This window comes from Streptomyces antimicrobicus, assembly GCF_020532625.1.
Classification (GTDB): domain Bacteria; phylum Actinomycetota; class Actinomycetes; order Streptomycetales; family Streptomycetaceae; genus Streptomyces; species Streptomyces antimicrobicus.
Genome location: NZ_JAJAUY010000045.1, coordinates 18630 through 43143 on the forward strand (window position 1 = coordinate 18630; position 24514 = coordinate 43143).

A 24514-nucleotide genomic window follows, 5' to 3' on the forward strand; every position below is an offset into this window, starting at 1 on the left:
TGCGGAAGCGGTCAGCGCACGAACGTGCTCGCGCTGCCCGCCAGGTCCAGGAAGTACTGGGGGAACAGGCCCAGTGCCACCGTGACCGCCACGCCGACCGCGATCGTGGTCGTCGTCAGGAACGACGGCACGGCCACGGTCGGGCCGTCCGGCTTCGGCTCGCTGAAGAACATCAGGACGATGACGCGGATGTAGAAGAACGCCGCGATCGCCGAGGAGATCACACCGACCACGACCAGGGCGCCGGCGCCCCCCTCGGCCGCCGCCTTGAACACCGCGAACTTGCCCGCGAAGCCCGACGTCAGCGGGATGCCCGCGAACGCCAGCAGGAAGACCGCGAAGACCGCCGCGGTCAGCGGCGAACGCCGGCCCAGGCCCGCCCACTTGGACAGGTGCGTGGCCTCGCCACCGGCGTCGCGCACCAGCGTGACCACCGCGAAGGCGCCGATCGTCACGAAGGAGTAGGCGCCCAGGTAGAACAGGACCGACGAGACGCCGTCCTTCGACGTGGCGATGACACCCGCGAGGATGAAGCCCGCGTGGGCGATCGAGGAGTACGCCAGCAGGCGCTTGACGTCCGTCTGGGTCACCGCGATGACGGCGCCCGCCAGCATCGTGAGGATCGCGACGCCCCACATCACCGGCCGCCAGTCCCACCGCATGCCGGGCAGGACGACGTACAGAAGGCGCAGCAGGGCCCCGAAGGCCGCGACCTTCGTGGCCGCCGCCATGAAGCCCGTCACCGGCGTCGGCGCGCCCTGGTAGACGTCCGGGGTCCACATGTGGAACGGCACGGCGCCCACCTTGAACAGCAGCCCCATCAGCACCAGCGCCCCGCCGATCAGCAGCAGCGCGTCGTTGCCCATGGTGGCGGCCAGCGCCGGGTCCATCCGGGCCACCGTGCCGTCGACCACGTCCGCGATCGCGGCGTACGAGACCGAGCCCGCGTAGCCGTACAGCAAGGCGATGCCGAACAGCAGGAAGGCCGAGGAGAAGGCACCGAGCAGGAAGTACTTGACCGCGGCCTCCTGCGACATCAGCCGCTGGCGGCGGGCGAGGGCGCACAGCAGGTACAGCGGGAGGGAGAGGACCTCCAGCGCGACGAACAGGGTCAGCAGGTCGTTCGCCGCCGGGAAGATCAGCATGCCGCCGATCGCGAACAGCGCCAGCGGGAAGACCTCCGTGGTGGTGAAGCCGGCCTTCACCGCCGCCTGTTCGCTCTCGCTGCCCGGCACGGACGCCGCCTGCGCGGCGAAGGAGTCGACCCGGTTGCCGTGCGCGGCCGGGTCCAGGCGCCGCTCGGCGAAGGTGAAGACCGCGACGACCGACGCCAGCAGGACGGTGCCCTGCAGGAACAGCGCGGGTCCGTCCACCGCGATGGCGCCCATCGCGGCGATCTGCGCCTTGCCGGAGGCGTACCCGGCCCCGGCCAGCGCCACCACCGCCGCGAAGGCCGAGGCCAGCGCGGCGAAGGCGAGGAACACCTGCGTCAGGTACCGGGCCCTGCGCGGGACGAAGGCCTCGACGAGGACGCCGATCACGGCCGCGCCGACCACGATGAGCGTGGGGGCGAGCTGGGCGTACTCGATGTGCGGGGCCGGGATCCGGTCGAGCGGATCGGCGGCCGTCGTCCACAGGCCGTGGACAGCTGTCGGGCTCACTTGGCCGCCTCCACTTCCGGCGCGGGGTCCTTCTGCTTCACGTCCGACAGGGTGTGCTCCACCGCCGGGTTGACGATCTCGGTGAGGGGCTTCGGGTAGACGCCGAGGCCGATCAGCAGCACGATCAGCGGCGCCACCACCAGCAGCTCGCGCAGGCGCAGGTCCGGCATGCCGCTGACCTCCTCCTTCACCGGACCGGTCATGGTGCGCTGGTAGAGCACCAGCGTGTACAGCGCGGCGAGCACGATGCCGAAGGTCGCGACGATGCCGACCACCGGATAGCGCGCGAACGTGCCCACCAGGACCAGGAACTCACTGACGAACGGCGCCAGCCCCGGCAGCGACAGGGTGGCCAGGCCACCGATCAGGAAGGTGCCGGCGAGCACCGGTGCCACCTTCTGCACGCCGCCGTAGTCGGCGATGAGCCGGGAGCCGCGCCGCGAGATCAGGAAGCCGGCCACCAGCATCAGCGCCGCCGTCGACAGGCCGTGGTTGACCATGTAGAGGGTGGCGCCGGACTGGCCCTGGCTGGTCATCGCGAAGATGCCCAGGACGATGAACCCGAAGTGGGAGATCGAGGCGTAGGCGACCAGCCGCTTGATGTCGCGCTGGCCGACCGCGAGCAGCGCCCCGTAGACGATGCTGATCAGGGCCAGGACCAGGATCACCGGCGTGGCCCACTTGCTGGCCTCCGGGAACAGGCCGAGGCAGAAGCGGAGCATCGCGAAGGTGCCGACCTTGTCGACCACGGCGGTGATCAGGACGGCGACCGGGGCGGTGGCCTCCCCCATCGCGTTCGGCAGCCAGGTGTGCAGCGGCCACAGCGGGGCCTTCACCGCGAAGGCGAAGAAGAAGCCGAGGAACAGCAGCCGTTCGGTGTTCGTCGCCATGTCCAGCTTGCCCGCGGCGCGGGCGTCGGCGATCTCCACGAGGGAGAAGTTCCCGGCGACCACGTACAGGCCGATCACCGCGGCCAGCATGATCAGACCGCCGACCAGGTTGTAGAGCAGGAACTTGACCGCCGCGTACGACCGCTGCGCGGCCGCGTTCTCGTCCGAGCCGCTGTGCGCCCGGTCCCCGAAGCCGCCGATGAGGAAGTACATCGGGATGAGCATGGCTTCGAAGAAGATGTAGAAGAGGAAGACGTCGGTGGCCTCGAACGAGATGATCACCATCGCCTCGACGGCCAGGATCAGGGCGAAGAAGCCCTGCGTCGGCCGCCACCGCTTCGAGGCGGTCTCCAGGGGATCGGCGTCGTGCCAGCCGGCCGCGATCACGAACGGCACCAGCAGCGCGGTGAGCACGATCAGCGCCACCCCGATGCCGTCGACGCCCAGCGCGTAGCGGACCCCGAAGTCCTTGATCCACCAGTGGGACTCGGTCAGCTGGTAGCGGGCGCCGCCGGGCTCGAAGCGGACCGCGACGAGCACGGCCAGCGCCAGCGTCGCCAGCGAGACCAGCAGGGCGAGCCACTTGGCGGCGGTCCTGCGGGCCGCCGGGACGGCCGCCGTGAGGACCGCGCCGGCCGCGGGCACCACGGCCGTCAGCGTGAGCAGCGGGAATCCCATCTCACACCCCCCTCATCAGGAGGGTCGCGGCGATCAGGACCGCCGTGCCCCCGAACATCGACACCGCGTAGCTGCGGGCGTAGCCGTTCTGCAGCTTGCGCAGCCGGCCCGACAGCCCGCCGACCGAGGCGGCCGTCCCGTTGACCACTCCGTCGACCAGGCTGTGGTCGACGTACACGAGCGAGCGGGTCAGGTGCTCGCCGCCGCGCACCAGCACGACGTGGTTGAAGTCGTCCTGGAGCAGGTCCCGCCGGGCGGCCCGGGTCAGGACGCTGCCGCGCGGGGCCACGACCGGCACGGGCCGGCGGCCGTACATCGCGTACGCGATCCCGACGCCGGCGATCAGGGCCACGACGGTGGCGCCCGTGACGGCCGCCGCGCCGATCGGCGGGTGGCCGTGCTCGAAGGAGGTGACCGGCTCCAGCCACTTCACGAAGGACTCGTTCAGGCTGAACAGCCCGCCCGCGAACACCGAGCCGAAGGCCAGCACGATCATCGGGATCGTCATGGTCTTCGGGGACTCGTGCGGGTGGGGCAGCTCGCCCGCCCGGTGCTCGGCGGCCGGCTCGGCGCTGGGCGCCGTGTCCGCGTCGGGCGCCGGCTGCCAGCGCTTCTCGCCGAAGAAGGTCATGAGCATCACGCGGGTCATGTAGAACGCGGTGATCGCCGCGCCCAGCAGGGCCACGCCGCCCAGGATCCAGCCCTCGGTGCCGCCCTTGGCGAAGGCCGCCTCGATGATCTTGTCCTTGGACCAGAAGCCGGACAGCCCGGGGAAGCCGATGATCGCCAGGTAGCCGAGGCCGAACGTCGCGAAGGTGACCGGCATGTACCTCCGCAGGCCCCCGTACTTGCGCATGTCGACCTCGTCGTTCATGGCGTGCATGACCGAGCCGGCGCCGAGGAAGAGCCCGGCCTTGAAGAAGCCGTGGGTGACCAGGTGCATGATCGCGAAGGCGTACCCGATCGGGCCGAGGCCCGCGGCCAGCACCATGTAGCCGATCTGCGACATGGTCGAGCCGGCCAGCGCCTTCTTGATGTCGTCCTTCGCGCAACCGACGATCGCACCGAAGAGCAGCGTCACCGCGCCGACGATCGCCACCACCAGCTGCGCGTCCGGCGAGGCGTTGAAGATCGCGCCGGACCGGACGATCAGGTAGACGCCGGCGGTGACCATGGTGGCCGCGTGGATCAGGGCCGAGACCGGGGTCGGGCCCTCCATCGCGTCGCCGAGCCAGGACTGCAGCGGGACCTGCGCCGACTTGCCGCACGCGGCCAGCAGCAGCATCAGGCCGATGGCGGTGAGGGTGCCCTCGGAGGTCTCGCCGACCGAGGAGAGCACCGGCCCGAAGGCGAACGTGCCGAACGTCGTGAACATCAGCATGATCGCGATCGACAGGCCCATGTCGCCGACCCGGTTGACCAGGAACGCCTTCTTCGCGGCGGTCGCCGCGCTGGGCTTGTGCTGCCAGAAGCCGATGAGCAGGTACGAGGCGAGGCCCACGCCCTCCCAGCCGACGTACAGCAGCAGGTAGTTGTCGGCGAGGACGAGCAGCAGCATCGCCGCGAGGAAGAGGTTCAGGTAGCCGAAGAAGCGGCGGCGGCGCTCGTCATGCTCCATGTACCCGACCGAGTACAGGTGGATGAGCGTGCCCACGCCGCTGATCAGCAGCACGAACGTCATGGACAGCTGGTCGAGCTGGAAGGCGACGTCCGCCTGGAAGCCCTCGACCGGGATCCAGCTGAACAGCTTCTGGTGCAGGGCCCGGTCCTCGGCGCCCTTGCCCAGCATGTCCGCGAACAGGACCGCGCCGATGCCGAACGAGACGGCGGCGAGCAGGGTGCCGAGCCAGTGGCCGGTCTTGTCGAGGCGGCGGCCGCCGCAGAGCAGCACCGCCGCTCCGAGCAGGGGCGCCGCGACGAGCAGCGCAATGAGATTCTCCACTGTGAGGGACCCCTTACAGCTTCATCAGGCTGGCGTCGTCGACCGAGGCCGAGTGGCGGGTACGGAACAGCGACACGATGATCGCCAGGCCCACCACGACCTCCGCCGCGGCGACGACCATCGTGAAGAAGGCGATGATCTGGCCGTCGAGGTTGCCGTGCATCCGGGAGAACGTGACGAACGCGAGGTTGCAGGCGTTGAGCATCAACTCGACGCACATGAACAGCACGATCGCGTTCCGCCGGATCAGCACGCCGGCCGCGCCGATGGTGAACAGCAGCGCCGCGAGGTACAGGTAGTTGACCGGATTCACTTCGAGGCCTCCTCACGGGAGTTGTCCCGGCCCAGCCGCTCGGCCGAGGCCTGCTCCAGCGCCTTGAGGTCCTCCAGCGCCTGCCCCGACACGTCGCGGACCTGGCCGCGGGCGCGCAGCGTCCGGCTGACGCTGAGCTCGGCCGGAGTGCCGTCGGGCAGCAGGCCGGGGACGTCCACCGCGTTGTGCCGGGCGTAGACGCCGGGGGCGGGCAGCGGCGGGAGCTGGACGCCCTCGCGCACGCGCCGCTCGGCCAGCTCCCGCTGGGTGGCGGCCCGTTCGGTGCGCTCGCGGTGGGTGAGCACCATCGCGCCGACGGCCGCGGTGATCAGCAGGGCGCCGGTGATCTCGAAGGCGAAGACGTACTTGGTGAAGATCAGCTCCGCGAGCCCCTCCACCTGGCCGCCGGCGTTGACCCGGCCGAGCCCGTTGAAGTGGTTCAGCTGGGCGTGGCGGATGCCGGAGATCAGCAGGATGCCGAAGCCGAGCCCGCACAGGACGGCCAGCCAGCGCTGCCCCTTGAGGGTCTCCTTCAGCGAGTCGGCGGCGGTGACGCCGACCAGCATGACCACGAACAGGAAGAGCATCATGATGGCGCCGGTGTAGACGACGACCTGGACGACGCCCAGGAAGTACGCCCCGTTGGCGAGGTAGAAGACCGCCAGGACGATCATCGTCCCGGCCAGGCACAGCGCACTGTGCACGGCCTTCTTCATCAGGATCGTGCACAGCGCGCCGATCACGGCGATCGTGCCGAGGACCCAGAACTGCACGGCCTCGCCGGTGGAGGCCGCGGCGGCGAGCGCGCTCACGCGTCCACCCCCTCTTCCTCGGGCTTCTCGCCCTGGGAGAGGGGCACCTGCCGCTCGGTGCCGGGCGCGGCGCCCGTCACCCGGCCGCGGTAGTAGTCCTGCTCGTCCGTGCCCGGGTACATCGCGTGCGGCGCCTCGACCATGCCCTCGGTCAGCCCGGCCAGCAGCTGCTCCTTGGTGTAGATGAGCGAGGCGCGGCTGGAGTCGGCCAGTTCGAACTCGTTGGTCATGGTCAGCGCCCGGGTCGGGCACGCCTCGACGCACAGGCCGCACAGGATGCAGCGGGCGTAGTTGATCTGGTAGACGCGCCCGTAGCGCTCACCCGGGGAGTAGCGCTCCTCCTCCGTGTTGTCCGCGCCCTCCACGTAGATGGCGTCGGCGGGACAGGCCCAGGCGCACAGCTCGCACCCGACGCACTTCTCCAGCCCGTCCGGGTGCCGGTTGAGCTGGTGGCGGCCGTGGAAGCGCGGCGCCGTGGTCTTCTTCTGCTCGGGGTACTGCTCCGTGAGCCGCTTCTTGAACATGGCCTTGAAGGTCACGCCGAAGCCGGCCACGGGGTTCTGCCACTGTTCGTCAGACACCTCTCAGCCCTCCTCTCGGTCGCTGTCGGCGTTCGCCCCGCCGCTGGCGATCAGTTCCCGGTCCGTACGCGGCCGGCGGCGCGGTACGGGTGCGGCCACTTGGCCGGGCTTCGGCGGGACCGGGAAGCCGCCCGCCATCGGGTCGAAGGCCTGGCCCTGCGCTGCGGTGCCGGCCCGGGTGGCGGCCGCCTTCTCCTTGCGGTCGCGGAAGAGGTCCACGACGAGGGAGAGCAGGAGCACGGCGACCACGCCGCCGCCGACGTACAGGACGATGTCGCCGAACTGGTAGGCCTCGTTGCGCAGCGCCCGGACGGTGGCCACCAGCATCAGCCAGACCACGGAGACCGGGATCAGCACCTTCCAGCCGAGCTTCATCAGCTGGTCGTAGCGCACGCGCGGCAGCGTGCCGCGCAGCCAGATGAAGAAGAACAGCAGCAGCTGCACCTTGATCACGAACCAGAGCAGCGGCCACCAGCCGTGGTTCGCGCCCTCCCAGTACGTGGAGATCGGCGCCGGGGCCCGCCAGCCGCCCAGGAACAAGGTGGTGGCGACCGCCGAGACGGTGACCATGTTGACGTACTCGGCGAGCATGAACATCGCGAACTTGATCGACGAGTACTCGGTGTTGAAGCCGCCGACCAGATCGCCCTCGGACTCCGGCATGTCGAACGGCGCCCGGTTGGTCTCACCGACCATCGTGACGACGTAGATGAGGAAGGACACCGGCAGCAGCACGATGTACCAGCGGTCGGCCTGCGCCTCCACGATGGCCGAGGTGGACATCGAGCCGGAGTAGAGGAAGACCGAGGCGAAGGCCGCGCCCATCGCGATCTCGTAGGAGATCATCTGCGCGCACGAGCGCAGGCCGCCGAGCAGCGGGTACGTCGACCCCGACGACCAGCCGGCGAGCACGATGCCGTAGATGCCGACGGAGGCGACCGCCAGGATGTACAGCACGGCGATCGGCAGGTCGGTCAGCTGCATGGTGGTGCGCTGGCCGAAGATGGAGACCTCGTTGCCGGACGGGCCGAACGGGATCACCGCGATCGCCATGAAGGCCGGGATCGCCGCGACGATCGGGGCCAGCACGTAGACCACCTTGTCGGCCCGCTTGACGACCACGTCCTCCTTCAGCATGAGCTTCACGCCGTCGGCGAGGGACTGGAGCATGCCCCACGGGCCGTGCCGGTTGGGCCCGATGCGCAGCTGCATCCAGGCCACCACCTTGCGCTCCCACACGATGGAGATCAGCACGGTGACCATCAGGAAGGCGAAGCAGAACACGGCCTTCAGGACCACCAGCCACCACACGTCCCGGCCGAACAGGGACAGGTCCTCGGCCGCAAGCTGCACCACGTCGCCGGGTACCGGGTTCACGCCTCCACCTCCGCTGTGGCGTCGCTGCTGCCGGCGGGCGGGACCGCCGGACCGATGCGGACCAGTTCGCCCGGGCGGGCGCCGGTGTCCGCGGTGACCCCGCCGCCGGTGGAGTTCATCGGGAGCCAGACCACCCGGTCCGGCATGACCGTCACCTGGAGCGGGAAGGTGGCCGTGCCGGCCGGGCCGGTGACCGCCAGGACGTCGCCGTCCTTCACGCCCGTCTCGGCGGCGGTGGCCGCCGACAGCCGGGCCGGGGCCGCGTGCCGGGTGGCGGCCAGCGCGTCGTCGCCCTGCTGGAGCAGGCCCTGGTCGAGGAGCAGCCGGTGGCCGGCGAGGACCGCCTCGCCGCTGCCCGGGCGGGGCACCGGCCGGGCGTCCGCGGGGTGCTGCGAGGCGCGCTCGCCGGTCCACGGCCCGAGCGCGTCGAGCTCGCGGCGCGCGGCGTGCGCGTCGGGCAGGCCGAGCCGGTGGTCCGCCGCGTCGGCCAGCCGGTCCAGGACGCGGACGTCCGGCGGGGCCAGCGGGCGGGTCATCTGGTCGGGCTTGAGGGCGGCCTCGAACATCCGCACCCGGCCCTCCCAGTTGATGAACGTGCCCGGCTTCTCGGCGACCGCCGCCACCGGCAGGACCACGTCCGCGTGCTCGGTCACCTCGCTCGGGCGCAGCTCCAGCGAGACCACGAAGGCCTCGGCGAGCGCCTGCCGGGCCCGGGCCGGGTCGGGCAGGTCGGCGATCTCGACGCCGCCGACCAGCAGGGCGCGCAGCTCGCCACCCGCCGCCGCCTCGACGATCTGGCCGGTGTCCCGGCCGTAGCGGTGCGGCAGTTCGGACAGGCCCCAGGCCCGGGCCACCTCCTCGCGGGCCCGCGGGTCGGTGGCCGGGCGGGCGTGCGGCAGCAGCGAGGGCAGCGCCCCCGCCTCGATCGCGGCCCGCTCACCGGCCCGGCGCGGGATCCACACCAAGGTGGCCCCGGTCGCGGTGGCCGCGCGGACCGCGGCGGTCAGCGCGCCCGGCACGGCGGCCAGGCGCTCACCGACGACGATGACCGCGCCCGGCTGCCGCAGGGCCTCGGCGGCGGCCTCGCCGCCCTGCTCCAGCCCGGTACGGGCGGCCAGGGCGTCCAGCCACTCCGGCTCGGTGCCGGGCGCGGCGGCCAGCAGGGTGCCGCCGGCCTTGGCCAGCCCGCGGGTGGCGTACGGCGCCAGCGCGAAGGTCCGCTGCCTGCGCTTGCGGTGGGCCTTGCGCAGCCGCAGGAAGACGCCGGGGGCCTCCTCCTCGGCCTCGATGCCCACCAGCAGCACGGCCGGGGCCGCCTCCAGCGCGGCGTACGTGAGCCCGCCCCCGCCGAGGTCGACGCCGCGGCCGGCCACGGTCGCGGCCAGGAAGTCCGCCTCCTCGGCGCTGTGCACCCGGGCCCGGAAGTCGATGTCGTTGGTGTCGAGCACGACCCGGGCGAACTTGGCGTAGGCGTAGGCGTCCTCGACGGTGAGCCGGCCGCCGGTGAGCACCCCGGCCCGGCCGCGCGCGGCCGTCAGGCCCCGGGCGGCCGCCTCCAGCGCCTCCGGCCAGCTCGCCTCGGCCAGCACGCCGTCGGCGCCCCGGACCAGCGGCCTGGTCAGCCGGTCCGGCCGCTGGGCGTAGCGGAAGGCGAAGCGGCCCTTGTCGCAGATCCACTCCTCGTTGACCTCGGGGTCCTGCGCCGCCAGCCGGCGCAGCACCTTGCCGCGGCGGTGGTCGGTGCGGGTGGCGCAGCCGCCCGCGCAGTGCTCGCACACGCTCGGCGAGGAGACCAGGTCGAAGGGGCGGGAGCGGAACCGGTACGCCGCCGAGGTCAGCGCGCCCACCGGGCAGATCTGGATGGTGTTGCCGGAGAAGTACGACTCGAAGGGGTCGCCCTCGCCGGTGCCGACCTGCTGGAGCGCGCCGCGTTCGAGCAGCTCGATCATCGGGTCGCCGGCGACCTGGTTGGAGAACCGGGTGCAGCGCGCGCACAGCACGCACCGCTCGCGGTCCAGCAGCACCTGCGCGGAGATCGGTACCGGCTTCTCGTAGGTGCGCTTGCGGCCCTCGAAGCGGGACTCGGCGTTGCCGTGGGACATCGCCTGGTTCTGCAGGGGGCACTCGCCGCCCTTGTCGCAGACCGGGCAGTCCAGCGGGTGGTTGATGAGCAGCAGCTCCATCACCCCGCGCTGCGCCTTGTCGGCGACCTCGGAGGTGAGCTGGGTCCTGACCACCATGCCGTCGGTGCAGGTGATGGTGCACGAGGCCATCGGCTTGCGCTGGCCCTCGACCTCGACGATGCACTGCCGGCAGGCGCCGGCCGGGTCGAGCAGCGGGTGGTCGCAGAAGCGCGGGATCTCCACGCCGATCTGCTCGGCGGCCCGGATGACCAGGGTGCCCTTGGGCACGGACAGCTGGACGCCGTCGATGGTCAGCGACACCAGTTCCTCGGGGGGCCGGGCGGCCTCGCCGCCCCCGGAGGCGGGCGCATCGGTGGAGACGGTCATGCGTTCACCTCCGTGTCGGCCCAGAGGGTCGACTTCCTGGGGTCGAAGGGGCAGCCCTTGCCCGTGACGTGCTGCTCGTACTCCGCGCGGAAGTACTTCAGCGAGGAGAAGATGGGGCTGGCCGCGCCGTCGCCGAGCGCGCAGAAGGACTTGCCGTTGATGTTGTCGGCGATGTCGGCCAGCTTGTCGAGGTCGGACATGACGCCCTTGCCGGCCTCGATGTCGCGCAGCAGCTGCACCAGCCAGTAGGTGCCTTCGCGGCACGGGGTGCACTTGCCGCAGGACTCGTGGGCGTAGAACTCGGTCCACCGGGTGACGGCCCGCACCACGCAGGTGGTCTCGTCGAAGCACTGCAGCGCCTTGGTGCCGAGCATCGAGCCGGCCGCGCCCACGCCCTCGTAGTCCAGCGGGACGTCGAGGTGCTCCTCGGTGAACATCGGGGTGGAGGAGCCGCCCGGGGTCCAGAACTTCAGCCGGTGCCCGGGCCGCATCCCGCCGCTCATGTCGAGCAGCTGGCGCAGGGTGATGCCGAGCGGGGCCTCGTACTGGCCGGGGCTGGCGACGTGCCCGGAGAGCGAGTAGAGGGTGAAGCCGGGGGACTTCTCGGTCCCCATCGACTTGAACCAGTCCTTGCCCTTGAGCAGGATCGCGGGAACCGACGCGATGGACTCGACGTTGTTCACCACGGTGGGGCAGGCGTAGAGGCCTTCCACCGCGGGGAAGGGGGGACGCAGCCGGGGCTGTCCGCGCCGGCCTTCGAGGGAGTCCAGCAGCGCGGTCTCCTCACCGCAGATGTACGCGCCGGCGCCCGCGTGCACGGTGAGTTCGAGGTCCATGCCGCTGCCCAGGATGTCGCTGCCGAGGTAGCCGGCCTCGTACGCCTCGCGCACCGCCTCGTGCAGGCGGCGCAGCACGGGGACGACCTCGCCGCGCAGGTAGATGAACGCGTGCCGCGAGCGGATCGCGTAGCAGGCGATCACGATGCCCTCGATGAGCGAGTGCGGGTTGGCGTACAGGAGCGGGATGTCCTTGCAGGTGCCGGGCTCGGACTCGTCGGCGTTGACCACCAGGTAGTGCGGCTTGTTGTCGCCCTGCGGGATGAACTGCCACTTCATGCCCGTGGGGAAGCCGGCGCCGCCGCGGCCGCGCAGTCCGGAGTCCTTGACGTAGGCGATCAGGTCGTCGGGGCTCATCGCGAGGGCCTTGCGCAGGCCCTCGTAGCCCTCGTGCCGCCGGTAGGTCTCCAGCGTCCACGACCGCGGGTCGTCCCAGAAGGCCGACAGGACGGGCGCGAGCAGCTTCTCGGGGCTCGTACCTCCCCCCGCCTCCGGCTGGGAGGTGCCCCCCGGGCTTTCCTTGGAGTCCACGGTCATCACTCCCCTCCTTCGGGGCTGTTCTCACCGCGCGGGTGGACGATCGACGCCGGCGGGGCCTCGCCGCGGGCGAGGCGCAGGCCCACCAGGGAGGCGGGGCCCGCGCCGCCGCCGGCCTCGACGGCGCCGGGGCGCTCGTCGGGGAAGCCGGCCAGGATCCGGGCCGTCTCCTTGTACGTGCACAGGGGCGCGCCCCGGGTCGGGGTGACGGGGCGGCCGGCGCGCAGGTCGTCCACGAGGGCCTTGGCGGAGGCGGGGGTCTGGTTGTCGAAGAACTCCCAGTTGACCATCACCACGGGGGCGAAGTCGCAGGCCGCGTTGCACTCGATGTGTTCGAGGGTGACCTTGCCGTCCTCGGTGGTCTCGTTGTTGCCGACCCCGAGGTGCTCCTTGAGCTCCTCGAAGATGGCGTCGCCGCCCATGACCGCGCACAGGGTGTTGGTGCACACGCCCACCTGGTACTCGCCCGAGGGCCGGCGCCGGTACATCGTGTAGAAGGTGGCGACGGCGGTGACCTCGGCGGTGGTCAGTCCCAGCACCTCGGCGCAGAACCGCATGCCGGTGCGGGAGACGTAGCCCTCCTCCGACTGCACCAGGTGCAGCAGCGGCAGCAGGGCGGAGCGGCTGTCGGGGTAGCGGGCGACGACCTCCTTGGCGTCCGCCTCCAGCCGGGCGCGGACGTCCGCCGGGAAGTCGGGGGCCGGGAGCTGCGGCATGCCCAGACTCGTCGGGCCAGTCTGTGTCATCGGTCGACGCCTCCCATCACGGGGTCGATGGAGGCGACGGCGACGATGACGTCGGCGACCTGGCCGCCCTCGCACATCGCGGCCATGGCCTGCAGGTTGGTGAAGGACGGGTCGCGGAAGTGGACCCGGTAGGGACGGGTGCCGCCGTCGGAGACGACATGGGCGCCGAGCTCGCCCTTGGGCGACTCGACGGCCGCGTACGCCTGGCCGGCCGGTACGCGGAAGCCCTCGGTCACCAGCTTGAAGTGGTGGATGAGGGCCTCCATGGAGGTGCCCATGATGTTCCTGATGTGGTCGAGCGAGTTGCCGAGCCCGTCGGGGCCCATGGCGAGCTGCGCAGGCCAGGCGATCTTCTTGTCGGCGACCATGACCGGGCCGGGCTCCAGCCGTTCCAGGCACTGCTCGACGATCCGCAGGGACTGGCGCATCTCCTCCAGGCGGATCAGGAACCGCCCGTAGGAGTCGCAGCTCTCGGTGGTCGGCACGTCGAACTCGTAGGTCTCGTAGCCGCAGTACGGGTCGGACTTGCGCAGGTCGTGCGGGAGTCCGGCGGAGCGCAGGACGGGGCCGGTGGCGCCGAGGGCCATGCAGCCGGTGAGGTCGAGGTAGCCGACGTCCTGCATGCGGGCCTTGAAGATGGGGTTGCCGGTGGCGAGCTTGTCGTACTCCGGCAGGTTCTTCTTGAACGTCTTCACGAACTCGCGGAGCTTCTCCATGGCGCCCGGGGGCAGGTCCTGGGCGAGCCCGCCGGGGCGGATGAACGCGTGGTTCATGCGCAGGCCGGTGATCAGCTCGTAGAGGTCGAGGACCATCTCGCGGTCCCGGAAGCCGTAGATCATGATCGTGGTGGCGCCGAGCTCCATGCCGCCGGTGGCGATGCACACCAGGTGCGAGGAGATCCGGTTGAGCTCCATCAGCAGCACGCGGACGATCGAGGCCCGGTCGGGGACCTGGTCGGTGATGCCGAGCAGCTTCTCCACGGCCAGGCAGTACGCCGCCTCGTTGAAGAACGGCGTCAGGTAGTCCATGCGCGTGACGAAGGTGGTGCCCTGCGTCCAGTTGCGGAATTCGAGGTTCTTCTCGATCCCGGTGTGCAGGTAGCCGATGCCGCAGCGGGCCTCGGTGACCGTCTCGCCGTCGATCTCCAGGATCAGCCGGAGCACCCCGTGGGTGGACGGGTGCTGCGGCCCCATGTTGACGACGATCCGCTCGTCGTCCGCCTTCGCCGCCGACTGGACGATCTCGTCCCAGTCGCCGCCGGTCACCGTGTAGACGGTGCCCTCGGTGGTCTCCCGGGACGCGGCGCGGGCGGCCCCGGCGGCGTGGTCGGCGTGGTTCGACGTGGACATCAGCTGTACGACCTCCGCTGGTCGGGAGCCGGGATCTGGGCGCCCTTGTACTCGACGGGAATGCCGCCGAGCGGGTAGTCCTTGCGCTGCGGGAAGCCCTGCCAGTCGTCCGGCATCATGATCCGGGTGAGGGCCGGGTGCCCGTCGAAGATCAGGCCGAAGAAGTCGTAGGTCTCCCGCTCGTGCCAGTCGTTGGTGGGGTAGACCTCGACCAGCGACGGGACGTGCGGGTCGGCGTCGGGGGCCGTGACCTCCAGCCGGATCAGCCGGCCGTGGGTGATCGAGCGCAGGTGGTAGACGGCGTGCAGCTCGCGGCCCTTGTCGTGCGGGAAGTGCACGCCGGAGACACCGGTGCACAGTTCGAAGCGCAGCGCCGGGTCGTCGCGCAGCGTGCGGGCGACGCGCACGAGGTGCTCGCGGGCGATGTGGAAGGTGAGCTCGCCGCGGTCGACGACCGTCTTCTCGATCGCGTTCTCGGGGACCAGCCCCTGCTCCTCCAGGGCGCCTTCGAGCTCGTCGGCGACCTCGTCGAAGTACGAACCGTACGGGCGGGCGGTGGCGCCGGGCAGGACCACCGGGCGGACGAGGCCGCCGTAGCCGCTGGTGTCGCCGCCGTCGTTCGCGCCGAACATGCCCGTGCGCACGCCGATGACCTCGCCGGCGGAGCCGCGCGGGGCGGGCAGGGGACGGCCGTTCTCCGGCTCGTGGTTCTCGCTCACCGGAGCAGCCCCTTCATCTCGATGGTGGGGAGGGCCTTCAGGGCCGCTTCCTCCGCCTCACGGGCCGCCTGTTCGCGGTTCACGCCGAGCTTGGAGTTCTGGATCTTGTGGTGGAGCTTGAGGATCGCGTCCATCAGCATCTCGGGGCGGGGCGGGCAGCCGGGCAGGTAGATGTCCACGGGGACGATGTGGTCGACGCCCTGGACGATCGCGTAGTTGTTGAACATGCCGCCCGAGGAGGCGCAGACGCCCATGGAGATGACCCACTTCGGCTCGGGCATCTGGTCGTAGACCTGCCGCAGCACCGGCGCCATCTTCTGGCTGACCCGGCCGGCCACGATCATCAGGTCGGCCTGGCGCGGGGAGCCGCGGAAGACCTCCATGCCGAAGCGCGCCAGGTCGTAGCGCCCGGCGCCCGTCGTCATCATCTCGATGGCGCAGCAGGCCAGGCCGAAGGTGGCGGGGAAGACGGATGACTTGCGCACCCAGCCCGCGGCCTGTTCGACGGTGGTCAGCAGGAAGCCGCTCGGCAGCTTCTCTTCCAGTCCCATTGGAATTCAGCCCCTCAGTCCCATTCCAGACCGCCGCGCCGCCAGACGTACGCGTAGGCGACGAAGACGGTGAGCACGAAGAGCAGCATCTCGACGAGCCCGAAGATCCCCAGGGCGTCGAAGGTGACGGCCCAGGGGTAGAGGAAGACGATCTCGATGTCGAAGACGATGAAGAGCATCGCCGTCAGGTAGTACTTGATCGGGAAGCGGCCGCCGCCGGCCGGATGCGGGGTCGGCTCGATGCCGCACTCGTATGCCTCAAGCTTTGCCCGGTTGTACCGTTTTGGGCCGATCAGCGTGGCCATGACCACGGAGAAGATCGCAAACCCTGCGCCTAGGGCGCCGAGCACGAGGATGGGCGCGTACGCATTCACGCTCCCTCGCTCCTTCCAGTCGTCCTTGACCGTTGGACCGCTGCGCCGGCGCGTGGACACCTCGCGAAGATCAGGTACATGTGAGGCAGTTCACAAGCCGGACTGCTGCGCATCCTATGCCCGCCGGTCTGTGATCTGCGACACGGGTAACAACACCGAGTTTGTGATCTCCACCACCTGACGAACGATCATCAAGTCCGATGAGTGGTGATCTACGTACGCGAAGCATCCAGTTGATCACCAAAGGTGACATCCGGGGGCGTTACCCCAGGTAGGAAGGGGTGTGCCCTATCAAAGGATGAGGGGGACAGGCAAATTTTGATCTCGGCACAACAGGTGATATGGGGATTCCCCTCACCCGGTCGAGGGAGGAGGCGGGGACGCGGGTGGACGCCACCGTCCGCGTGCACCCGTTCACGAAGTGCGGCGGCGACGTTCCGTACCCGCCGCAGGACGCCCCGTGACCCGGCCGCGGACCCCCACGGGGACCGCACGGACAGATCACGGGCCGGCCACGGCGGAGCCACGGCGCCGACACGACGAGACGTTCCTGTGACCTGCGCCACGTCGGGATCCGGCCGCGAAAGCCGGGCTTGGCCAACTGTCCGCAGGGATGGTAGGCGCCAGATCAAATCGGACTTATTGCGGAAAGCCCATGATCACAGGCCTGCGAAGGGGTGTCCGTTTCGCCCGTTACGGCGTCAATAAGCTCCGCGACGCGCCCGGTTGCGGCCTCCGGACCGCAACTGTGGCGCAGACCACGTTTCTTGAAGGGAAGCCCGGCGCCCTGATAGCGGTTGTCCCATGTCCCACACCGCTCACATACCCAGCCACCGGAAGCCCCGTCGAAGCGCCACGAAGCTCGCGGTCCGCGCCGGAGTTGCCGGTGGCGTTCTCAGCACCCTGGCGATGGCCGGCACGGCGAGTGCGACCCCCTCGGCCGAGCCCGTGACCGAGACCCTCGAGATGCCGGTCCTCGACCTGGACCTGAGCGCCGAGGTCTCCTCCGCCGTCACCACGGCCGCGGACAACTCCAAGGCCGCCGCCCTCCAGGGCGAACTGAACACCCTTGAGGAGAGCGCCCGCACCGGCGCCGCCGCCGAGGCCAAGAAGGCCAAGGAAGAGGCCCAGAAGAAGGCCGACGCGGAGAAGAAGGCCAAGGAGGAGGCGCAGACCGCCGCCGCCCGCGCCTCCCGGGACTCCGCCCGCACCACGCTCTCCGGCTCCGGCTCCGCCGACTCCGGCACCACCGCCGAAGCGGGCACCGGTGTGAAGGCCCCGGCGACCGGCTCCGCCGCCGCCATCGTGAACTTCGTCAAGGCGCAGGTCGGCAAGGCCTACATCTCCGGCGGTACCGGCCCCGGCTCGTACGACTGCTCCGGCCTGGTCCAGGCCGCGTACCGCCAGGTCGGCATCACCCTGCCGCGCATCTCGCAGGACCAGTCGCTCAAGGGCACCAAGGTCTCCCTGGACGCCCTGCAGCCCGGCGACATCCTGTACTGGGGCAGCGCGGGCAGCGCGTACCACGTCGCCATCTACGTGGGCGGCGGCAAGTTCGTGGGCGCGCAGAACTCCAGCACCGGTGTGGCGCTGAAGTCCCTGAGCTACGACCCGCCGACCGGCGCGCGCCGCATCCTCTGACGCCGCGCCGCGAGGCCGCTCCGGCTGACGGTCCGCCGAGGGCCGGTACTCCCCCGCTCGGGGGTGGAGTACCGGCCCTTCGCCATGTCCGGCCCCAGGCCCTACCATCCATGCGAAAGGGGTGGGCACATGGACGCACCGGACTCGTACGAGGTCTACGCCGAGGGGGTCGGGCTCCCCGCCGCCCTCGGACTCGGCTCGCTGGCCTTCGGCGGCTGGCTGCTCACCACCACCCGCCCCTGGGCGCACGGCTTCGACCTGGCCATGCTGCTGGGCGGCTGGGGCGTCTCCCTGCTCGTCCTGCTGTGCGGGCTCGTGCTGACCACCGGCTGCGTGCTGGCGGCCCTGCGGCCGCTGGTGCGGGCCGACGCCGGCGGCCTGCGGCTGCCGGCCGCCCGCTTCCACGCCGCCTGGACGGACATACGGGAGGTCGAGGTCGGCACGGTCGAGCTCGGCGCGCGGCACCGGGCGGTGTGGGTGACCCTGCACGACGGGCGGCGCCACGAGTACGTCACCCACCGCCCCGGCGAGATCCTCGTCGGGGCGGAACTGGCGGGCGGTTTGTCGCTGTTCGCCGGAGGTGTCCCGGTCAGCTGGTCGGACGAGGTCGTCCGCCGCCCCGGGCGCCGCAAGCGCGCGGCGTAGGCCCGGGGCGACCGCCGGCTCCGGCGGGCGCGCCGGCGCCGGCCGGGACGCGTCAGGCGCGCGGCGCCACCTTCGACAGGCCGTTGATGATCCGGTCCATGGCGTCGCCGCCGGTCGGGTCGGTCAGGTTGGCCAGCATCTTCAGCGTGAAGCGCATCAGCACCGGGTGCGTGAGCCCGCGCTGGGTGGCGATCTTCATCACGGCCGGGTTGCCGATCAGCTTCACGAAGGCGCGGCCCAGCGAGTAGTAGCCGCCGTAGGTCTCCTTGAGGACCTTCGGGTAGTTGTGCAGCGCCAGTTCGCGCTGGGCCGGGGTGGCCCGGGCGTGGGCCTGGACGACGACGTCGGCGGCGATCCTGCCCGACTCCATCGCGTAGGCGATGCCCTCGCCGTTGAACGGGTTGACGAGCCCGCCGGCGTCGCCCACGAGCAGCAGGCCCTTGGTGTAGTGCGGCTGCCGGTTGAAGGCCATGGGCAGGGCCGCGCCGCGGATCGGCTGGGTCATGTTCTCCGGGGTGTAGCCCCAGTCCTCGGGCATGGAGGCGCACCACGCCTTGAGGACCTCGCGCCAGTCCAGCTCGCGGAAGGCGGAGGAGGAGTTGAGGATGCCGAGGCCGACGTTGGACGTGCCGTCGCCCATGCCGAAGATCCAGCCGTAGCCGGGCAGCAGCCGGTCCTGCGGACCGCGCCGGTCCCACAGCTCCAGCCAGGACTCCAGGTAGTCGTCGTCGTGCCGGGGCGAGGTGAAGTACGTGCGCACGGCCACGCCCATCGGGCGGTCCTCGCGCCGGTGCAGGCCCATGGCCAGCGACAGCCGGGAGGAGTTGCCGTCGGCGGCGACGACCAGCGGGGCGTGGAAGGTGACGGCCCGCTTGTCCTCGCCGAGCTTGGCGTGCACGCCCGTGATGTGCCCGGTGCGCGGGTCGCGGATCGGCTCGCCGACGTTGCAGCGCTCGTACAGCCGGGCGCCGGCCTTCTGCGCCTGGCGGGCCAGGGTCTCGTCGAAGTCGTCGCGCTTGCGCACGAGTCCGTAGTCCGGGAAGGAGGCGAGCTCGGGCCAGTCCAGCTGGAGCCGCTGGCCGCCGCCGATGATGCGCAGGCCCTTGTTGCGCAGCCAGCCGGCCTCTTCGGAGATGTCGATGCCCATCGCCACCAGCTGCTTGGTGGCCCGCGGGGTGAGCCCGTCACCGCACACCTTCTCGCGCGGGAACGCCGTCTTCTCCAGCAGCAGGACGTCGAGACCGGCCTTGGCCAGGTAGTAGGCGGTGGTGGAGCCGGCGGGCCCGGCCCCGACGACGATCACATCCGCGGTGTGTTCGGAGAGGGGCTCGGTCACTGCGGGGTCTCCCGAAGGCTCGACAAGGGGTGCCCAATCGGCACAGGACATGTGCAGTCTATGCAGCGAGAGAGATCGCGAACCCGAAGGGCCACCTGATGACAAGCTCGCCGACCTCGCCGACTTCGCCGACTTCGCTTCCCGCCGTGACGCTGCGCGTGCCGACCGACGAGGACGCCCACGCCTGGCACCGGGCCTTCGCCGACGCGGAGGTCATGGAGTTCCTGGGCGGTCCCGCCGAGTTGTCGGCGTACGAGGAGTTCACCGCCCGCCAGCGGATGCACGACGCCCAACTCGGCTACTGCCTGTGGACCGTGCTCGGCCCCACCGGTGAGGTGCTGGGCTTCGCCGGGGCGCAGCCGTGGCCGCGGGACCGGACGTGGGGGCCGGTCGGCGAGCTGGAGATCGGCTGGCGGCTGGGCCGGGCGCACTGGGGGCGGGGCTACGTCGCCGCGGCCATGCGGCAGGCGCTGGAGCGGCTGCGGGCCGCCGGGGTCCGGCGGGTCGTGGCGGTCATCGACGAGGGCAACGCCCGGTCGGTCGCGGTGGCCGGGCGCCTGGGCATGACCCCCGAGGAGTCCTTCCCGCTGCCGACCGGGACGGGCCGGGGCCGGACGTACGGGCTGGCCCTGTAGGGCCTCGCCGGGCTCAGAAGACCGACAGGCCCGTCAGGGTCGTGAAGCGGTCCAGGGCGGCCACGCCGACCACCGAGTTGCCCCGGCGGTCCAGCCCGGGGGACCACACGGCCAGGGTGCACAGGCCCGGGACGACGGCCACGATGCCGCCGCCGACGCCGCTCTTGCCGGGCAGGCCGACGCGGTAGGCGAACTCGCCCGCCGCGTCGTACGTCCCGCAGGTCAGCATCACGGCGTTGATCTGCTTGGCCTCGCTGCGGGTCAGCAGCCGCGTGCCGTCCGCGCGGATCCCGTGCCGGGCCAGGAAGCCGGCGGCCAGCGCCAGGTCGGCGCAGCTCGTCTCGATCGAGCACTGCCAGAAGTAGTGGTCGAGGAGGGCGGGCACGGGGTTGTCGATGTTGCCGTAGCTGGCCATGAAGTGGGCCACGGCGGCGTTGCGGTCGCCGTGTTCGTGCTCGGAGGCGGCGACCTCGGCGTCGAAGCCGAGGTCGGGATTGCCGCTCTCCTGCCGCAGGAACTCCAGCAGCTCGCTGCTGGCGTCCCCCGTGAGCGTCTGGAGCCGGTCCGTCACCACCAGCGCGCCCGCGTTGATGAACGGATTGCGCGGAATGCCGTTCTCGTACTCCAGCTGCACCAGGGAGTTGAACGGGTTGCCGGACGGTTCCCGGCCCACCCGCTCCCACAGGCTGTCGCCGCCCTCGGCCAGGGCCAGGGCGAGGGCGAAGACCTTGGTGACGGACTGCGCCGAGAACGGCACCCGCCAGTCCCCGACGCCGTGGACGTTGCCGTCGAGGTCGGCGACGGCCATGCCGAACTGGTACGGGTCGACGCCGGCCAGGGCCGGGATGTACTCGGCCGGGGTCCCGCTCCCCACGAGCGGGGCGACGTCGGCCGCGATCCGCTCCAGCAGGGCCGGGTAGTCCGGCGCGGTGGTGCCGTTCCTCACCGCCGGTCAGTCCTGCGGCTTGAACCCGCGGTGCAGGGCCACGACCCCGCCCGTCAGGTTGCGCCACGCGACCTTGCCCCAGCCGGCCTTCTGCATCAGGCCGGCCAGCTCCGGCTGGGTCGGCCAGTCGCGGATGGACTCGGCGAGGTAGACGTAGGCGTCGGGGTTGGAGGACACCGCGCGGGCCACCGGCGGCAGGGCGCGCATGAGGTACTCGAGGTAGACCGTCCGGAACGGGCCCCACACCGGCTGCGAGAACTCGCAGATGACGACCTGCCCGCCCGGCTTGGTGACGCGGAGCATCTCGCGCAGCGCGGCGTCGGTGTCCTGGACGTTGCGCAGTCCGAAGGAGATCGTGACGGTGTCGAAGGTGTCGTCGCGGAACGGCAGCTTCGTCGCGTCCCCGGCGGTCAGCGGCAGCCACGGGCAGCGCTTCTTGCCCTCGCGGAGCATGCCGAGGGAGAAGTCGCAGGGCACGACGTACGCACCGGTGCGGGCGAACGGCATGCTGCTGGTGGCGGTGCCGGCGGCGAGGTCGAGCACCTTCTGGCCGGGCCGGGCGTCCACGGTCCGCGCGACGGCCTTGCGCCACACCCGGTCCTGGCCGAGGGAGAGGACGTCGTTGGTGAGGTCGTAGTTCGCCGCGACGCGGTCGAACATGGAGGCCACTTCGTGGGGCTGCTTGTCCAGGGATGCACGGGTCACTGGCGTTCGGCCTCGCTCGTCTCGGTCCGGGTGGGTTTCCGGGGCCATTCTGGCAGGCGGACACCACGGCGGACCGAAGGGGACCGGCTCCCCGGCGCCGGACGCGTACGGGGCTCAGCGGCGGCGGTGCAGCAGGCGGCCCGCGACGACCGTGGCCGTGCAGGTCGAGGCGCCGTGCGCCAGGAGCGCCGGCTCGTCGGGGACGGCGAAGGCCGCGAAGTGCGCCGGGGCGCCCGGCGTCAGGGTGCCGTGGTAGGCCGCCGCCGCCGTCGCGCAGCCCGTCAGCGGGTCCAGCGACGCCGGGCCCGGGCGGGCCGCCGCGGGCAGCAGGACCAGGCCCGAGCGGGTCACCGCTTCCGCCGCCCAGCGGTGCCGGAAGGCGCCCGCCACCGCGACGACGCCGTGCGCCAGCAGCCGTTGCACGCCCCGGCGGGCGCTGCCGCTCCAGCGCGTGGTGTCGCCCGGGCCGGGGGCCGGCCACGGGGCCTCGGCCTCCCGGGGGTCCGGGTGGTAGGTCTCCTCCAGGAGCTCCACGCCGTACGCCTGGACCAGGCCCGGGGTGAGCAGGCCCGGCCAGCGCCGGACCCGCGCGCCCGGCCAGGCGGCCGTGAGCTCCGCCTCGGGGCCCACCGCCTCGACGGCGGCGCCCCGGACCAGGACCGCCCCGCCGGGCACCGGCGGCAGACCGGCCCCGGGCAGGACCAGCTCGGCGGCGTGCAGCGTCAGCATCTCGGCGCGGGGGTCAGTTCGCCGACAGCAGCTTCAGCTCCGGGTGCGCCGTGCCGCCCTCGATCGCCGTGGACGAGATGTGCGAGACCACGCGGTCGTCGACCGGGTCGTTCGCCGGGTCGTCGTGCACGACCAGGTGCTCGTACGTCGTCGCGCGCTGCGCCGGTACCCGGCCCGCCTTGCGGATCAGGTCGATCAGTTCCAGGCGGTTGGAGCGGTGCCGGGCGCCCGCCGAGGAGACCACGTTCTCCTCCAGCATCACCGAGCCGAGGTCGTCGGCGCCGTAGTGCAGCGACAGCTGTCCGGCCTCCTTGCCGACCGTGAGCCAGGAGCCCTGGATGTGCGCCACGTTGTCCAGGAACAGCCGCGCGACCGCGATCATCCGCAGGTACTCGAAGACCGTCGCCTGCGTGCGGCCCTTCAGGCGGTTGTTCTCCGGCTGGTACGTGTACGGGATGAAGGCTCGGAAGCCGCCGGTCCGGTCCTGCACGTCGCGGATCATCCGCAGGTGCTCGATCCGCTCGGCGTTGGTCTCGCCCGTGCCCATGAGCATCGTGGAGGTGGACTCCACACCCAGGTTGTGGGCCAGCTCCATGATCTCCAGCCAGCGCTCGCCCGACTCCTTCAGCGGCGCGATCGCCTTGCGCGGCCGCTCCGGCAGGAGTTCGGCGCCGGCGCCCGCGAACGAGTCCAGGCCGGCCGCGTGGATCCGGCGGATCGCCTCCTGCGCCGAGACCCCGGAGATCCGCGCCATGTGCTCGACCTCGGACGCGCCGAGGGAGTGGATGACCAGCTGCGGGAACGCCTTCTTGATGGCCGAGAAGTGCTCCTCGTAGTACTCCACGCCGTAGTCCGGGTGGTGGCCGCCCTGGAACATCACCTGGGTGCCGCCCAGTTCGACGGTCTCCGCGCAGCGGCGCAGGATGTCGTCGAGGTCGCGGCTCCAGCCCTTCCCGGTGTCCTTCGGGGCGGCGTAGAACGCGCAGAACTTGCACGCCGTCACGCACACGTTGGTGTAGTTGATGTTGCGCTCGATGATGTACGTCGCGATGTGCTCGGTACCCGCGTAGCGCCGCCGGCGCACGGCGTCCGCGGCGGAGCCGAGGGCGTGCAGCGGCGCGTGGCGGTAGAGGTCGAGCGCCTCCTCCGGCGTGATCCGGCCCCCTTCGGCGGCACGGTCGAGGACAGACTGGAGAGCGGCCTGGTCGGTCACCGGTGCGTCACCTTTCGGCGGATGTGTCTAGGGGTGCGTGCGGACCGCCCCAGCCTACGCCAGGCCCCTCCAGCGGCTCGGTTCAGGGGCTTCGGGTCAGGTCGCCCTCCGGGTTGCCCGCCGCCCGATCCCCCGACTTGTAGTGCAGGGTGCCGCCCTCGTTGAGGGTGAAGCGCTCGTTCGCCGAGCCGCCCGCGCAGATGCCGGGGTGCGGGTTCGGGCCGCCCGCGGTGTCCAGCACCACGGAGCGGTCGGTGGCGGAGGCCAGCTTCCACTGCCCGCTGCAGTCGTACGTCGTCCCCAGCAGGTCGATCACCGACTTGTCCCGGCCGACCACCTCGCCCTTGCGGCCCGCCTTGATGGTGATCTCGAACGTGGACGGGACGCCGAGGTTCGTCGTCACCGAGCCCTTCCACGTGCCGATCAGGGCCTCCGGGACCGTGTCCCGCGCGGGCCCCGGCCCCGAGGCCGACGGCGACGCCGCTCCCGATCCGCCGTCCGTGGGCGCCGTCGCGACCGGCGGCCGGGCCGTGTTGTCGCCGACCTGGTCCTTGCCGCCCGTGCCCGGCAGCAGGCCCGTCTTCCACAGGCCGCCGAGGACCAGGGCGAAGACCGCCGCCCCGGCCAGGACCACCGTGCAGCTGAAGCGGCGCCCCGCCGCCGACATGGTCATCCGGCGGCCGCTGCCGCCCTCGCCGGCCTCGGCGGGGGCGCCCGTGCGCTGCCCGGGCACCGCGCCGGCCGGGTTGCCTCCGGTCTGCGTCGGCGCGCCGTAGGGGCCCGCGGAG

The 24514-nt window shown here is 71.6% G+C and carries 22 protein-coding genes and 1 pseudogene; 3 read left to right on the top strand and 20 right to left on the bottom strand.

Translation table 11 applies throughout. The features are described from left to right. Nucleotides 1-11 precede the first annotated feature (11 nt). The 14 genes from nuoN to LG632_RS14080 are packed head-to-tail and all read right to left on the bottom strand — an operon-like array spanning nt 12 to nt 15876. A complete protein-coding gene (gene nuoN, locus LG632_RS14015; protein ID WP_226727369.1) occupies nt 12-1661 on the bottom strand; it encodes an NADH-quinone oxidoreductase subunit NuoN in 1650 nt (549 codons plus the stop codon). Then, a complete protein-coding gene (locus tag LG632_RS14020; RefSeq protein WP_226727370.1) occupies nt 1658-3229 on the bottom strand; it encodes an NADH-quinone oxidoreductase subunit M in 1572 nt (523 codons plus the stop codon). The genes nuoN and LG632_RS14020 overlap by 4 nt, the downstream gene beginning before the upstream one ends. A gap of 1 nt (nt 3230) precedes the next feature. Further along, the gene (nuoL, locus tag LG632_RS14025) at nt 3231-5171 is read right to left on the bottom strand and encodes an NADH-quinone oxidoreductase subunit L (RefSeq protein ID WP_226727371.1); all 1941 of its coding nucleotides are present in this window, start codon (nt 5169-5171) and stop codon (nt 3231-3233) included. Between the two features lie 13 nt (nt 5172-5184). After that, nucleotides 5185-5484 (bottom strand): NADH-quinone oxidoreductase subunit NuoK, encoded by a 300-nt coding sequence (gene nuoK / locus LG632_RS14030; RefSeq protein WP_226727372.1) that lies wholly within the window; start codon nt 5482-5484, stop codon nt 5185-5187. Then, on the bottom strand, nt 5481-6296 hold the full coding sequence (locus LG632_RS14035; protein ID WP_226727373.1) for an NADH-quinone oxidoreductase subunit J: 816 nt from the start codon (nt 6294-6296) through the stop codon (nt 5481-5483). Before LG632_RS14035 ends, nuoK begins: the two co-directional genes overlap by 4 nt. Next, the gene (nuoI, locus tag LG632_RS14040; RefSeq protein WP_374203477.1) at nt 6293-6820 is read right to left on the bottom strand and encodes an NADH-quinone oxidoreductase subunit NuoI; all 528 of its coding nucleotides are present in this window, start codon (nt 6818-6820) and stop codon (nt 6293-6295) included. The genes LG632_RS14035 and nuoI overlap by 4 nt, the downstream gene beginning before the upstream one ends. A gap of 60 nt (nt 6821-6880) precedes the next feature. Beyond that, nucleotides 6881-8254, bottom strand: a complete 1374-nt coding sequence (gene nuoH, locus LG632_RS14045; RefSeq protein WP_226727375.1) for an NADH-quinone oxidoreductase subunit NuoH — start codon at nt 8252-8254, stop codon at nt 6881-6883. Further along, the gene (locus LG632_RS14050; RefSeq protein ID WP_226727376.1) at nt 8251-10764 is read right to left on the bottom strand and encodes an NADH-quinone oxidoreductase subunit G; all 2514 of its coding nucleotides are present in this window, start codon (nt 10762-10764) and stop codon (nt 8251-8253) included. The genes nuoH and LG632_RS14050 overlap by 4 nt, the downstream gene beginning before the upstream one ends. Beyond that, nucleotides 10761-12137, bottom strand: coding sequence for an NADH-quinone oxidoreductase subunit NuoF (gene nuoF, locus LG632_RS14055; RefSeq protein WP_226727377.1), 1377 nt, complete (start codon nt 12135-12137; stop codon nt 10761-10763). Before nuoF ends, LG632_RS14050 begins: the two co-directional genes overlap by 4 nt. After that, a complete protein-coding gene (gene nuoE / locus LG632_RS14060) occupies nt 12137-12883 on the bottom strand; it encodes an NADH-quinone oxidoreductase subunit NuoE (protein ID WP_226727378.1) in 747 nt (248 codons plus the stop codon). The genes nuoF and nuoE overlap by 1 nt, the downstream gene beginning before the upstream one ends. Continuing rightward, nucleotides 12880-14232 (bottom strand): NADH-quinone oxidoreductase subunit D, encoded by a 1353-nt coding sequence (locus LG632_RS14065; protein ID WP_226727379.1) that lies wholly within the window; start codon nt 14230-14232, stop codon nt 12880-12882. Before LG632_RS14065 ends, nuoE begins: the two co-directional genes overlap by 4 nt. Beyond that, complete coding sequence (locus LG632_RS14070) at nt 14232-14951, bottom strand: NADH-quinone oxidoreductase subunit C (protein ID WP_226727380.1); 720 nt, start codon at nt 14949-14951, stop codon at nt 14232-14234. Before LG632_RS14070 ends, LG632_RS14065 begins: the two co-directional genes overlap by 1 nt. Next, complete coding sequence (locus LG632_RS14075; RefSeq protein WP_226727381.1) at nt 14948-15502, bottom strand: NuoB/complex I 20 kDa subunit family protein; 555 nt, start codon at nt 15500-15502, stop codon at nt 14948-14950. The genes LG632_RS14070 and LG632_RS14075 overlap by 4 nt, the downstream gene beginning before the upstream one ends. Nucleotides 15503-15516: 14 nt before the next feature. Further along, nucleotides 15517-15876 (bottom strand): NADH-quinone oxidoreductase subunit A, encoded by a 360-nt coding sequence (locus LG632_RS14080; protein WP_219667031.1) that lies wholly within the window; start codon nt 15874-15876, stop codon nt 15517-15519. 804 nt (nt 15877-16680) lie between these two features. Between LG632_RS14080 and LG632_RS14085 the strand changes: the two genes are divergently transcribed. Continuing rightward, the gene (locus LG632_RS14085; protein WP_226727382.1) at nt 16681-17517 is read left to right on the top strand and encodes a C40 family peptidase; all 837 of its coding nucleotides are present in this window, start codon (nt 16681-16683) and stop codon (nt 17515-17517) included. Between the two features lie 129 nt (nt 17518-17646). Further along, nucleotides 17647-18162 (top strand): hypothetical protein, encoded by a 516-nt coding sequence (locus tag LG632_RS14090; protein WP_226727383.1) that lies wholly within the window; start codon nt 17647-17649, stop codon nt 18160-18162. A 52-nt stretch (nt 18163-18214) separates the two neighbouring features. Here the strand turns inward: LG632_RS14090 and LG632_RS14095 are convergent, their stop codons facing one another. Continuing rightward, nucleotides 18215-19498: a geranylgeranyl reductase family protein gene (locus LG632_RS14095; RefSeq protein WP_226727384.1), complete on the bottom strand. Its 1284-nt coding sequence runs from the start codon at nt 19496-19498 to the stop codon at nt 18215-18217. 98 nt (nt 19499-19596) lie between these two features. On the opposite strand from LG632_RS14095, the gene LG632_RS14100 reads away from it, so the two are divergent. Next, nucleotides 19597-20133, top strand: a complete 537-nt coding sequence (locus LG632_RS14100) for a GNAT family N-acetyltransferase (protein ID WP_226727385.1) — start codon at nt 19597-19599, stop codon at nt 20131-20133. Nucleotides 20134-20146: 13 nt separating this feature from the next. Here the strand turns inward: LG632_RS14100 and LG632_RS14105 are convergent, their stop codons facing one another. From LG632_RS14105 to LG632_RS14125, 5 genes and pseudogenes are all read right to left on the bottom strand, one after another. Next, entirely contained in the window at nt 20147-21079 is a 933-nt protein-coding gene (locus LG632_RS14105) for a glutaminase (RefSeq protein WP_226727386.1), read from the bottom strand. A 6-nt stretch (nt 21080-21085) separates the two neighbouring features. Then, nucleotides 21086-21784: a demethylmenaquinone methyltransferase gene (locus tag LG632_RS14110; RefSeq protein WP_226727387.1), complete on the bottom strand. Its 699-nt coding sequence runs from the start codon at nt 21782-21784 to the stop codon at nt 21086-21088. 114 nt (nt 21785-21898) lie between these two features. Continuing rightward, nucleotides 21899-22513 carry an imidazolonepropionase-like domain-containing protein gene (locus LG632_RS14115; protein ID WP_226727388.1) on the bottom strand — a complete coding sequence of 205 codons (615 nt, stop codon included), beginning with the start codon at nt 22511-22513 and terminating at the stop codon, nt 21899-21901. Nucleotides 22514-22526: 13 nt separating this feature from the next. Further along, the gene (gene mqnC, locus LG632_RS14120) at nt 22527-23726 is read right to left on the bottom strand and encodes a cyclic dehypoxanthinyl futalosine synthase (protein ID WP_226727389.1); all 1200 of its coding nucleotides are present in this window, start codon (nt 23724-23726) and stop codon (nt 22527-22529) included. A gap of 82 nt (nt 23727-23808) precedes the next feature. Further along, a pseudogene (locus LG632_RS14125) lies at nt 23809-24514 on the bottom strand (serine/threonine protein kinase); the annotation flags it as partial.

Excerpts from the sequence above, each read along its gene's own strand:
- nuoI (WP_374203477.1), bottom strand. The coding sequence starts at position 6,820 with ATGTTCAAGAAGCGGCTCACGGAGCAGTACCCCGAGCAGAAGAAGACC.
- LG632_RS14075 (WP_226727381.1), bottom strand. The coding sequence starts at position 15,502 with ATGGGACTGGAAGAGAAGCTGCCGAGCGGCTTCCTGCTGACCACCGTC.
- LG632_RS14020 (WP_226727370.1), bottom strand. The coding sequence starts at position 3,229 with ATGGGATTCCCGCTGCTCACGCTGACGGCCGTGGTGCCCGCGGCCGGC.
- LG632_RS14050 (WP_226727376.1), bottom strand. The coding sequence starts at position 10,764 with ATGACCGTCTCCACCGATGCGCCCGCCTCCGGGGGCGGCGAGGCCGCC.
- LG632_RS14065 (WP_226727379.1), bottom strand. The coding sequence starts at position 14,232 with ATGTCCACGTCGAACCACGCCGACCACGCCGCCGGGGCCGCCCGCGCC.
- LG632_RS14115 (WP_226727388.1), bottom strand. The coding sequence starts at position 22,513 with ATGCTGACGCTGCACGCCGCCGAGCTGGTCCTGCCCGGGGCCGGTCTG.
- LG632_RS14090 (WP_226727383.1), top strand. The coding sequence starts at position 17,647 with ATGGACGCACCGGACTCGTACGAGGTCTACGCCGAGGGGGTCGGGCTC.
- LG632_RS14100 (WP_226727385.1), top strand. The coding sequence starts at position 19,597 with ATGACAAGCTCGCCGACCTCGCCGACTTCGCCGACTTCGCTTCCCGCC.
- nuoF (WP_226727377.1), bottom strand. The coding sequence starts at position 12,137 with ATGACCGTGGACTCCAAGGAAAGCCCGGGGGGCACCTCCCAGCCGGAG.
- nuoE (WP_226727378.1), bottom strand. The coding sequence starts at position 12,883 with ATGACACAGACTGGCCCGACGAGTCTGGGCATGCCGCAGCTCCCGGCC.
- LG632_RS14085 (WP_226727382.1), top strand. The coding sequence starts at position 16,681 with ATGTCCCACACCGCTCACATACCCAGCCACCGGAAGCCCCGTCGAAGC.